Origin of the sequence: Pantoea sp. OXWO6B1 (genome assembly GCF_001641135.1) — a bacterium.
In the GTDB taxonomy this organism is placed as follows: domain Bacteria; phylum Pseudomonadota; class Gammaproteobacteria; order Enterobacterales; family Enterobacteriaceae; genus Pantoea; species Pantoea allii.
In genome coordinates this window covers 2,980,137-2,992,102 of record NZ_LWLR01000001.1, presented here as the reverse complement: position 1 = coordinate 2,992,102, position 11,966 = coordinate 2,980,137, and the positions used below count along the sequence as shown (strand labels likewise).

The window sequence follows — 11,966 nt, the reverse complement described above, 5'->3', positions numbered from 1 at the left end:
CCTGGCCGGTGCAGAGAAATCTGTAAACCACAGTAACCCTGCGTTTTTAAGATGTTACCTATAATCCGTTTCATATTTAGCGTGATATAGATCACGTTCGCCCTCACAATGACTTCGGAATCCTCCATGAAAATCGGAATAAGTAACAATCACTATCCGGAGCAGCGCAATATTTTGGTCAATCCGGAAAACGACTATATCAACCTGAAAAAACGTAACGTTTTCTATTTCCTCAATCCGCTGCGTACCCGTTTATTGAAAAAAATAAAAGCTTTGTCTTTTTACCTGTGCCATTTGCAATGGGGCAGAAGCCCGATATTTTGCATCTGTTTAATGAAGTGGCGATCACCCAGATGAACTGGGTGGCGACATTTGAAACAGAACTGCCGCGCGTGCTGCCGGTGGCGGGGGTTGCCAAACAGGACAACCCAGAATTAAAGCGCCTGATTCCGTATTTACTGAAAGACAACTGTTTCGGCCTGATTGCCATTTCAGAGGCCACGCTTCATATTCAGATGAAGCTGTTTAAACCCGATGTCGCCGCAAAAATGCGTGCCAAAACCCTGGTGATGCATCCGCCGCAAACGTTGTTTACCCCAGAAAAAACTGCACGCCAGAGTGACAACATCCGTCTGGTGTTTGTCGGCAACGAGTTTTATCGCAAAGGCGGCGCAGAAATTGTGCTGGCGCTGAGCGAACTGGTTGAAGCCGGCCAGATTGATGCGTCGCAGCTAGACGTTCAGCTTATTGGTGACCTGAATAAGCGGCATAATGTGGCACACCGTCAGTTCCAGGACGATGACGCCTTTTATCGCACTATTCAGGATCGCATTTCCCGCCTCAGCTTTATTACCCATCACTCTCAGATGGCGAATCCGGAACTGTTGAAACTGTTTCAGCGCAGCGATGTTGGCTTATTACCCACCTGGCAGGAAACCTATGGCTTTTCGGTACTGGAAATGCAGGCGAGCGGTTGCCCGGTATTAACCAGTAATGTGCGCGCGCTGCCGGAAATTAACCCCGACAGTGCAGGCTGGACGATCGGCGGTACGCTGAATGACGATCGCGAATATCAGGTCAACAGCGAAGCCGATAAACACCGTCTGCGCCGGGCGTTAATTGACGGCCTGAAATCAACACTGCTGGATATCCTGGCGCATCCACAGGTATTAACGGAAAAGGCTGAAGGATCGATTTTACGCATTAAACAGCAGCACGATCCGCGCCAGTATTGCGCGCGCCTTAACGAAATTTATCGTCGTGGCGTCGTCGATGTTGTTGAACATCCACCCGCGATCTCAATTTAGTAAGATTTATCAGACGTTACGCGCCAGAGTCACCATACTTAACTGACGCGTTTCTCTGGAGATCGGTTATGAAATATCTGCTTGCTTTGCTGCTGTCCGGCCTGATGGTCAGCAGCGCATTGTCACAACCCGCACCTACGTTCCCCTCACGCGCGCCGTTACCTCAGTTAACGCCCGTCGCCGCAAAATGTGATCTCTCCAGCTGTCAGACGCGTTGTTATGTTGAGCAATCGCATTGTAATACGCGTAATTCCGGTGCCTGCAGTACCCAGGCACAGCTTTGCGTGCAATCATGCGCGGCTCAATGTAAATAACCTGCCACCTGAATGAGTGCTGATGAAACGATACCTTACTGCATTACTTGTCGCCCTTAGCGCCAGCAGCAGCGCTGCAGATTTATCCTCGCAGGACATTGCCTCGCGGGTGAAGAACATCATTACGCCGCTGATGGAGCAGGAGGGGATACCTGGCATGTCGGTCGCAGTGCTGTATAAAGGCCGCCCGCAATACCTGAACTTTGGTGTAGCCGATACCGCATCCGATCGACGCGTAACCGAAAACACGTTGTTTGAACTGGGTTCTGTGAGCAAAACGTTTACCGGCTTACTGGCGGGCGTGATGATGCGTAACAGCCAACTTCATCTCAACGACCCGGTACAAAAGTACTGGCCCGCCCTGAAAGGCCCCCAGTGGCAGGCGATTAAAATGGTGCACCTTGCCACCTACAGTGCTGGCGGCATGCCATTACAGCTTCCCGCCAGCGTGACCGACCAGGATACGTTGCTGACTTACCTGCAACAGTGGCAGCCTGACGCCGCGCCCGGCACGCAGCGCCGCTATTCCAATATCAGCCTGGGGTTGCTGGGATATTTGATGATAAAAGGTGAGTTTGAAGAGGCGATGCAGAAGAACGTCTTTACGCCATTGCGGCTGACGCGCACCTTTTACAGGGTTCCGGCTTCCATGATGTTTGACTATGCGTGGGGATATAAAGACGGACAGCCGGTGCGCGTCTCGCCCGGTATGCTGTCAGCAGAAACCTATGGCGTGAAGTCTACCGCGCGCGACATGATGACCTTTATGCAGGCCAATGCAAATCCGAACGGATTATCGTCCGGTAATACCGTTTTGCGAAATGGCATGATGACGGCACAGTCGCGCTACTTAACGGCAGGCAAGCTGTCTCAGGGGCTGGGTTGGGAAATCTATCCCTGGCCGATGGCTACCCAAACGATCGTTGACGCCAGCGACAACAACATGGCGCTACAGGCACAACCGGCAACGCTGTTGAACCCGCCCAAACCGGCGGATCGTGCCAGCTGGATTCATAAGACCGGCTCCACAAACGGATTCGGTGCCTACATTGCCTTTATCCCACAGTTGAACAGCGGCGTTGTGATGCTGGCGAATAAAAACTACCCCAACCCGGCGCGGATAAAAGCGGCTGCCGCCATCCTGGAGGCCATGCAGTAACGCAGAGACTAAAAAAATGGCCGCTGTGCGCGGCCATTAGGGGATCAATGCGGATTAGAGCGTACCGGTACCGCCGTCAGAGCACCATACCTGTCCAGATGCAAAGCTGCATTCATCTGAAGCCAGGGTAACGTAGAGCGGGGCGATCTCTACCGGCTGGCCTGGACGGCCTAGCGGTGCATCGGCACCAAACTGCTCCACTTTCTCCTGTGGCTGACCGCCGCTCGGCTGCAGAGGCGTCCAGTAAGGGCCAGGGGCAACCGCGTTAACGCGAATCCCTTCCGGGCCGAGCTGTTTGGCCAGCGCCTTAGTGAAGGCCACGTTACAGGCTTTAGTCTGGGCATAATCCAGCAGGATATCGCTGGGCTTAAAGGCCTGAACAGAAGAGGTGTTAATAATCGATGCACCGCGCGGCAGATAAGCCAGTGCCGCTTTCGTTACCCAGAATGGCGCATAGACATTGGTTTTGAAGGTGGCATCAAAGTCTTCTGTGCTCAGCGTCCGAATGGATTCATTAAACTGCTGACGTCCGGCGTTGTTAACCAGAATATCCAGCCCGCCCAGTTTCTCAGCCGCTTCTTTAACCAGCTTCTGACAAAAAGCTTCGGAACGCAGATCGCCGGGAATCGCCACCGCTTTACGACCTTCGGCCTCAATCAGTTTAACCACTTCCACCGCATCTGACTCTTCTTCCGGCAGGTAGTTAATGGCTACGTCCGCCCCTTCACGTGCATAGGCAATGGCGACGGCGCGACCAATGCCTGAATCGCCGCCGGTAATCAGCGCTTTACGTCCGGTAAGACGACCGTGGCCGCGATAGCTTTTTTCACCATGATCGGGAGCAGGGTCCATTTCACTGGCCAGTCCGGGTGCCTGTTGCGGCTGCTGCCTGAATGGCGGCTTCGGAAAGCGATCTGGGTCGAGAATTGATTTATTTGACGTCGTCATAGTGAGCTCCTTGAACTGTTGTCAGGAACTTAAGCCTGGCACAGATGTGATGTTTGTCACATTCAACTGCTTATTTAATGCACGAAGCCAGTTAAAAAAGGACTTTATCAGACAAATTCCCCGACGTAATGTCCGCTAAGCGCAGCGGTAATAGCAGAATATATCGATTATCTATTTTGGCGACAGGCGCAGGCACGAAATGGAGGAGAACAGCAGCGACGAATAATCGCGGGTTGCTAACGCTAAGCTATTGAGAAAAGGGCAGTTATGACGGGGATGAATAAGCGATTGTATTAAAGGAGATTAAGGAGGAGAATAAAGCAATGCGCAGTGATGTTAAATGTTTGTACAAATGTTTCTAAGATGTTACTATGAGTGTCCCGGCCAGCACCACTTTATAGTTTGTGACGTCTGGCCGGAAAGTTTTTCCCTGGTGTTGGCTGTTTTAGCGACCTGGCCTTGCAGGTCAGGTTTTTTTTTACCGCTAAACAACTTGAAGCCATTGTAACCTCTGGATGAATCATTGTAAGTTATTCTTAAGTATTATCTTACCTGTACTAAAGTGCAGGTTATGTCATCATTAAGTAAAAGAAGCAGCATGGAGCCTGAATGTTTTCTTTTTTTCTTGAAAATCAAACAATAATGGATACGCTTCAGACTTACATACAGAGAAAGTTATCTCCGCTTGGCAGTCCTGAGTACGCTTACACGGTGGTGAGCAAAAAAAATCCTTCAAATGTTCTGATTATTTCCAGTTATCCTGACGAATGGGTCAGGTTATACCGTGCCAACAATTTTCAGTTAACCGATCCGGTCATCCTCACCGCCTTCAAACGGACCTCGCCGTTTGCCTGGGATGAAAACATTACCCTGATGTCCGATCTGCGGTTTACCAAAATTTTCTCATTATCAAAGCAGTACAACATCGTTAATGGCTTTACCTACGTGCTCCATGACCATATGAACAACCTCGCGTTGCTCTCCGTCATTATTAAGGGCAACGATCAGGCAGCCCTGGAGCAGCGCCTTGCGTCTGAGCAGGGCACCATGCAGATGCTGTTGATTGATTTTAATGAGCAGATGTATCGACTGGCCGGGACAGAAGCCGAAAGGGCACCGGCGGTAAATCAGAACGCCGACAAAACGATTTTTTCGTCGCGTGAAAATGAAGTGTTGTACTGGGCGAGCATGGGTAAAACCTATTCTGAAATTGCCGCCATTACCGGTATTTCCGTCAGCACCGTGAAGTTCCACATCAAAAACGTCGTGGTTAAATTGGGCGTCAGTAACGCCCGACAGGCTATAAGACTGGGTGTGGAGTTAGACCTTATCAGACCGGCAGCGTCAGCGGCCAGGTAGTTACCGCGACGGGCGCACAGCCCGTACGTGAGACAATATCGCCACCCAGTTGTTGTTTATCCTCTTCTCCGGCTGGCAGAGTCAGCAGATAAATCCGTTCCTTTTCAGTCAGAAAAGCCTCTTTGACGACGCTGATTTGCCATCCGGACCGTTTCAAAATTTTCAGCATTGCCCGGCTGACTATCGTATAGATATGGTTGTACGCGTTATCCTGCGCCCAGTTCACCATCGCTAAAAACAATACCTGACTTATAGGATAGTGTTCACCCAGCAGTTCGCGTGCGCGTGCTTTATCGACGAAAAAGCGGCTTGATTCCGTGCCACAGGCGGGCAGGGGGACGTCGTTAAAACAGTGCTGGAAGGTGTGAGTGATCATATTGGGCCGATCCAGACGGGTAAAGCGCACGCTGCACACTAATTGCCCTTCACAGATCCCCAGAATATAGCGCGTCCCTGGCCCATCAAACTCATCCGACTCCATGCCCTGGCTGCATACCACTTCCCATCCCAGGCGGTCGCTAAAAGTTTTTTTTCTGAGCTTATAAAGTTCTTCTGAACGTGTGGTTTGCAGCTCTTCGTAACTGACGTCAAACAGTTCAAGCATTCCATTTCCTCTAAAAAGTTACTGCGGCCCTCACGGCTATCCTGTACTGATTTTACTAACTTTTCGCGCTGACGTTCAGCTAAATAACACTTTATTCGACTGAAATAGGGATTCTCTGTCTGTCAATGGGCAGGATAACGCATCTCAAGCGGTAAAATTCTCCCTGAGGGGATATTATTTGCCATAACGCAACAGAAAACAATACAAATAGTCACTGCCCTGTACTATTTCAATAGTGCATATTCCCGTGTCATACCAATTTTATATGGGACGCCTGCCGGTTTTTAACAAAGTAACCCCGCCGAATGTCATAAATATGTCGCTCAACATTAATTGATTTATTGGTTATCTATATGGCCTGCATCACAAAGCGGTAAAAAAACCAAATATCATAAATTGGCTGTTAATTTCTGGAATTGTTGGCACAGGGCCGTATTACTAATACTTGAGCCGGACCTGCCTGTCCATACAGGCCGTGGATAGCTGACTGATCAAGGTGTTTACCTAATTATAAGGCTCATAACAATGACTATATCGTCTGTGCTTAAAACAAAAGATAAAATTGGTTACGGCATCGGTGATGCCGCCAGTTCCATGGTATGGCAAACCGCTACCTTGTTTCTGGCCTACTTCTATACAGATGTATTTGGTTTACCCGCCGCGATTATGGGGACGATGTTTTTGATGGTTCGTCTGGCGGATGCCTTTGTCGATCCCTGTATCGGGGCGTTAGTTGACCGCACCCGAACCCGACATGGACGTTTTCGCCCCTGGCTAATGTGGTTCGCGATTCCGTTTGGCGTGAGTTGCCTGATAACCTTCTATGTACCTGATGTGGGTCCGACCGCGAAAATCGTCTATGCCTGTGTCACCTATACCATCCTCAGCTTCATATACTCTGCAGTAAATGTCCCTTATTGCGCCATGCCCGGTGCGCTGACGCTCGATCCACGGGAACGCCATTCTCTGCAATCCTGGCGTTTTGCCTGTGCCTTTATCGGCGGACTGGTGGTCACGGTCATCGGGCTGCCGCTGGTGGATCTGTTAGGTCAGGGCGACAAGGCGAAAGGGTACCTGTTTGCCATGGGGTTCATGGGTTTTTTAGGGGTGATTTTAATCTACTGTTGCTTCTTTATGACCCGGGAACGTTATTTACCGCGCGGCGATAGTGCAAGTTCGATGTGGTCCGACCTGAAGCTGTTAAGTAAAAACAGCCAGTGGCTCATCATTGTTATTTTCAACATCCTGTTGCTGACTGCGGTAGTAACGCGTGGCTCGTCCACAATATATTACATGAACTATGTTTTATTGCGGCCTGACCTGGTATTCACCTTTATTATTACCGGCATGATAGCGGCATTGTGCGGTGCATTTTTTTCAGAGCGGTTATTGGGGAAATTTGACCGCGTGCGTGCTTATCAGATTTGCCTGGTCAGTTTTGTTTTTTTCGTCACGACCATTTATTTTATTCCGCCTTCACAGGTTTGGCTGATCATCGGCATAAATATCGTTTTTGGCTTTGTTCAAAATCTGACCACGCCCATTCAGTGGAATATGTTCTCCGATGTCGTGGATTTCGAAGAACACCGCAGCGGGAGAAGGCTGGACGGCCTGGTCTTCTCCACCGCCTTGTTTGCCATCAAATTTGGCCTCGCTATGGGCGGTGCCGTCGTGGGCTGGATTCTGGGGCTGGTGCACTACCAGCCTGGCGTGGCGGCTCAAACGCCTCACGTGATTACCACTATCAATCTGATGCACAACCTTATTCCCGGCGTTTTATTTATTGCCATGCTGCTGCTGCTTTGCCTCTACAAGCTTAACAGCACGCGCGTCAATGCGATTGCCCTTGAGCTGGCCGCAAAGCGTGCCGCTGAAGAGAAAATGGACGCCCAAAACGCTATCTGAAATCAGTACGAAGGAGTGAAACATGACCGTAATCTACAAGGACCCTCAGCGTTCTGTTAGTGAACGTGTTGCCGACCTGCTGCCACGCATGACGGCAGAGGAAAAGTTCGCGCAGATGCATGCTTACTGGCTTATCCTGGATGAAAAGGGCAACCATCTGGAACGGACAGATTTAAGCGACACCTTTACCGGTGTGAGTGCCCAGAATGCCCTTAAAGAGAGATTAACCCGCGGCATCGGCCAGATTACCCGCCCGTTGGGAACACATATTGTTGACGCCGCAACCGGCGTACGGGCGGCGAATCGCCTGCAACGTGATGTGATGGAAGGATCGCGCCTGGGGATTCCAGCGCTGTTTCACGAAGAGTGCCTGGTTGGCCTGCTGTGCAAAGGGGCAACGCTTTTTCCCTCATCGCTGAATTACGGATCAACCTGGGCGCCTGAACTGATCAGGCGGGCGGCTCAGCACATTGGCGACGAAGCCCGCTCAATTGGCTGCAAACAGGGACTGGCCCCCGTGCTGGATGTTTCCCGCGATGTCCGCTGGGGCCGGACAGAAGAAACCTTTGGCGAAGATCCCTGGCTGGTGGGGGTGATGGCAACCGCCTATGTCGAAGGCCTGCAAGGCGATAAGCGCGATCTGCTGGCCACGCTTAAGCATTACGTCGGTCACTCATTCAGCGAGGGCGCACGAAATCACGCGCCCGTTCACCTCGGCTTCAGCGAATTAAACGATATCTTTCTGCTGCCGTTTGAAATGGCGGTAAAGCTGGCGAACGCGGGATCGGTGATGCCGGCCTACCATGACATTGATAATCAACCCGGCCACAGCGATCGCTTTTTGCTGACCGAGGTGTTGCGTGAACAGTGGGGATTTGACGGCATCATCGTGGCTGATTATGGCGGTGTCAGTCTGCTTCACCAGCATCATGGCGTGGCGCAGGATGCGGCAACGTCGGCTGCGCTGGCGTTTAATGCCGGGCTGGACGTGGAGTTGCCGAAGGATGACTGCGCTCGCCATCTGGCCGACGCCGTGTCGCGTAATCTGCTGTCGATGGATAAGGTTGACGAGATCGTGGCACGCATCCTGACCGAGAAGTTCCGCCTGGGCTTATTTGAGCATCCTTATATCAATGAAGCGGCGATTTCTCTGCAGGACGATGCCACCCGTCAGGTTGCACGTGATGTGGCAACCCAGTCGATCACCTTACTGGAAAATAACGGTATTCTGCCGCTGAAAACCGGCGGGCGCGTTGCGGTAGTGGGACCCTGTGCGGACGATCCGCTTGCGCTACTGAGCGGTTACAGCTTTCCCGTTCACCTGATTATCAGCGATATGCTGGAGGAAACGTCGCAGGTCACCACGCCGCTCGCCGCGCTGCAACATTATCTGGGGCAGGAAAATGTCGGCTATGCCAAAGGCTGTCATATTATTGAGAAACGCACTGCAGGTGCCCCTGTGTTCCCCGGCGACAGCGCGGCGAAACCCATGCAGCAATCGCCTGTGTCACAGGATACCCACCTGATTGCCGATGCCGTTCGCGTGGCGCAAGACAGCGATGTGGTGATTGCCTGCGTGGGCGATCTGGCGGGCCTGTTCCAGAGCGGCACCGTGGGTGAAGGTTCTGACACCGACAGCCTGAATTTGCCCGGCGTACAACAAGCATTGCTGGAGGCCCTTGCCGCAACCGGAAAACCTTTGATCGTCGTGATGACCGGGGGACGGCCTTATAGCCTGCAAGGTCTGGAAGACAAGGTTGCCGCCTTTATGCTGGCCTGGGCACCGGGGCAGGAGGGCGGCTGGGCGATAGCGGATATTCTGACCGGCCGCGCGGAACCCCAGGGCCGCCTGGTGGTGAGCGTACCGAAAAACGTCGGTGCGATGCCGTTTTATTACAATCACAAACTGAAAAGCGGCGGTACGCCGATCGCCTTCCATTTTGGCGCGCGCTATCCGTTTGGGTTTGGCCGCGGCTGGACGACCTTTGACTGGGGCCAGCCGCAGCCAGAACAGGACAACGTGGCGATTGATGGGGAGATTCAACTCCGGGTCACGCTCACCAACACCGGCGAACGGCAGGGCAGTGAAGTGGTGCAGCTTTATGTCCGGGACAAGGTGGCCAGCATGGTGCGACCACTTCAGGAGCTTAAAGCTTTCCAGCGCGTCACGCTGCAGCCGGGTAAAACCGCCGAACTGTGCTTTAGGCTTCCGGTGGATATGCTCAACTTTACGCGCCGCGATGGCCAGCGCATCGTAGAACCCGGCGAGTTTGAGCTGCAGGTCGGTTCTTCCTGTCGCGATATCCACGGCGTCAGTACAGTAACGGTGACGGGTGAAACACGCGTTCTGCCTTGCCACTGGCGCATGTTAAGCGACTGCACGATAAACATTGCCTGACCTTTAACCCTGCCCATCATGGAATGGGCAGGGCATCATCCTTGTGTCTTTCATGGCTAATAGTCAGCTCACCTTGTTTAACGCGCGCATCAGATAATGAAGCAGTATGCCGACATCGGGGAAATCCGTCAGTGACATCTGCAATACATTAAGCAGAAGGGCAACGCCTGAAAACTGAAGCTATCTGGCAAGGGCACCACGGCCATCCGCCGCGATAGCTGTTCTGCTGCCTTAACCCAGCGTTGATCCAGCCTGAACCGCCCAGGGATTCGCTGCCCAGCGTAACGCAATACACCGCCTGTTTCCTTTTTGGCTGCCAGTCAGCCCGACCCGTAATTTCCCCTGTTTATCGCGGCAACATCCCGCCAGCTGGCGATATGTCGCGGTATCGATAAACGGATTATGGTCAGCGCGCCGCCCGGCGAGCAAATCCTGCCTGTCCTGCTCTGTACTGTAATACGTTACCCTCAGAGAGAAACGCGTGCGGAGAAAACGGGGCGATGCTTTCTCTCAAATATCCGCTGTAGGGGATATTTTTGCTTTTCAGGTTATGTTGCAGTTAGTCTGATAATATCCTCTGGCGGGGATAAAACTCACTTATTACGGAGCGTGCCACATGATCTACAGCCCCAGGCAGTTGGCGAACCAGGTAAAGCTATTGCGTCAACAAGATGGCTTGACGCAGGCTGAACTGGCGAAGACCGTGGGCCTTAAACAGGCAACCTTGTCCCACTTCGAAAACAACCCGGAGACGACGTCGCTGGCTACCCTGTTCAAAATCTTGCAGGCGCTGAATCTTGCCGTCGTGCTTCAGGGGAATCCACCCGCGTCAGCCTCATCTGAGGATGCCTGGTAATGGCGAAGCTGATTGCCTGGATGAACGGGGCGCGGACGGGCACGCTGACGCTGCATCACAGCGGCGCACTCCGTTTCCAGTATGACGAGGAGTGGCTCAGGCACCCGCTTGCCAGGCCGCTGTCGCTTTCATTGCCCTTGCAGCATGCTGCGATACATTCTGCGAAGGTGGCTTACTTTTTCGAAAACCTTCTCTCACCCAGCACGTTGATTAAAAGCGATATTTACGCTGAGCACCCGATAAAATCCTGCGATGTCTTTGCACTGTTGCAAAAAGTGGGACACCAACTGCCCGGCGCGATCACGCTGCTGCCGGTGAAGCAGCAACCCCTTGCGCCGGATAACGCGACCTACCGCGTGGTCAGCGCTGCAGACGAGGCACAGCAGTCTGATATCGACAATGCCTTTCTGTGTATGGCCCTTGCCCGCGAGCTAAGGCTCCCGGTAGCGGATGCCAGGCTGTTTCATGAGGATGGCCGCCGGAAATTACGCATCGAAAGCTACGATCGCCGCTGGAGCCGTGACGGAAAACATCTTTATTATCTTCCTGAAGAGGATGTGTGCCAGGCGCTGGGATTACCGGCGTCAAGCCGTTATGAACAGCAGGGTGGACCGGGGCTTCAGGATGTGATGGCCTTGCTGATGGGGTCGAGCTGCGCCATGAAAGACCGTGAGGAGCTGATGCGCTATCTGGTTTTTCAGTGGCTGACTGGAGCTACCGGCGGGCACGCTAAACAGATCAGGATACTCATCGCCCGTGGCGGCAGTTTCCGACTGGCCCCCTTTAGCCCGATCCTGTCTGCCTGTCCCGGGCTTTCACTGCGCAGGACAGACAGGCAAGATTTTCAGCTGGCGATGGGCGTGCCCGGCCCTGAGGGGAAACGGCATCACATTGACGCGATCTGGCCAGCGCATTTTGTCGCCAGCGCGGGCAGCGTCGGATTAAGCCAGGCGAAGATGCAGCAGATACTGACGGCCTTTATTGCGGGTTTACCGGCTGCGATCGTTAAGCTGCGCGACAACCTGCCTGACGATTATCCTCTGGCGATGGCTGACGCGGTGTTCAGCCATGCGATGATCATGCTGGAAAGGGTACGCCAGCCTGACTGGCTTTGAC

The 11,966-nt window shown here is 52.7% G+C and carries 8 protein-coding genes and 1 pseudogene; 7 read left to right on the top strand and 2 right to left on the bottom strand.

From position 1 onward, the window contains the following. Window positions 1–126: 126 nt before the first annotated feature. Window positions 127–1,307: pseudogene (locus A6A26_RS16185) on the top strand (glycosyltransferase). Window positions 1,308–1,640: 333 nt separating this feature from the next. Next, the gene (gene ampC, locus A6A26_RS16175) at window positions 1,641–2,780 is read left to right on the top strand and encodes a class C beta-lactamase (RefSeq protein ID WP_305790317.1); all 1,140 of its coding nucleotides are present in this window, start codon (window positions 1,641–1,643) and stop codon (window positions 2,778–2,780) included. Between the two features lie 54 nt (window positions 2,781–2,834). Here the strand turns inward: ampC and A6A26_RS16170 are convergent, their stop codons facing one another. Beyond that, window positions 2,835–3,728 carry an SDR family oxidoreductase gene (locus tag A6A26_RS16170; RefSeq protein WP_063879678.1) on the bottom strand — a complete coding sequence of 298 codons (894 nt, stop codon included), beginning with the start codon at window positions 3,726–3,728 and terminating at the stop codon, window positions 2,835–2,837. Between the two features lie 609 nt (window positions 3,729–4,337). On the opposite strand from A6A26_RS16170, the gene A6A26_RS16165 reads away from it, so the two are divergent. Continuing rightward, entirely contained in the window at window positions 4,338–5,087 is a 750-nt protein-coding gene (locus tag A6A26_RS16165) for a helix-turn-helix transcriptional regulator (RefSeq protein ID WP_063879677.1), read from the top strand. On the opposite strand, the gene A6A26_RS16160 is transcribed toward A6A26_RS16165, so the two are convergent. Continuing rightward, window positions 5,059–5,691 carry an acyl-homoserine-lactone synthase gene (locus tag A6A26_RS16160; RefSeq protein ID WP_063879676.1) on the bottom strand — a complete coding sequence of 211 codons (633 nt, stop codon included), beginning with the start codon at window positions 5,689–5,691 and terminating at the stop codon, window positions 5,059–5,061. The genes A6A26_RS16165 and A6A26_RS16160 overlap by 29 nt on opposite strands. A gap of 525 nt (window positions 5,692–6,216) precedes the next feature. Here A6A26_RS16160 and A6A26_RS16155 point away from each other — a divergent pair. From A6A26_RS16155 to A6A26_RS16135, 4 genes are all read left to right on the top strand, one after another. Further along, window positions 6,217–7,596 (top strand): MFS transporter, encoded by a 1,380-nt coding sequence (locus tag A6A26_RS16155; RefSeq protein WP_063879675.1) that lies wholly within the window; start codon window positions 6,217–6,219, stop codon window positions 7,594–7,596. A 22-nt stretch (window positions 7,597–7,618) separates the two neighbouring features. Beyond that, the gene (locus A6A26_RS16150) at window positions 7,619–9,994 is read left to right on the top strand and encodes a glycoside hydrolase family 3 N-terminal domain-containing protein (RefSeq protein WP_063879674.1); all 2,376 of its coding nucleotides are present in this window, start codon (window positions 7,619–7,621) and stop codon (window positions 9,992–9,994) included. A 616-nt stretch (window positions 9,995–10,610) separates the two neighbouring features. Next, window positions 10,611–10,850: a type II toxin-antitoxin system antitoxin HipB gene (gene hipB, locus A6A26_RS16140; RefSeq protein WP_063879673.1), complete on the top strand. Its 240-nt coding sequence runs from the start codon at window positions 10,611–10,613 to the stop codon at window positions 10,848–10,850. Continuing rightward, a complete protein-coding gene (locus tag A6A26_RS16135) occupies window positions 10,850–11,965 on the top strand; it encodes a HipA domain-containing protein (RefSeq protein WP_063879672.1) in 1,116 nt (371 codons plus the stop codon). Before hipB ends, A6A26_RS16135 begins: the two co-directional genes overlap by 1 nt. Window position 11,966 lies beyond the last annotated feature (1 nt).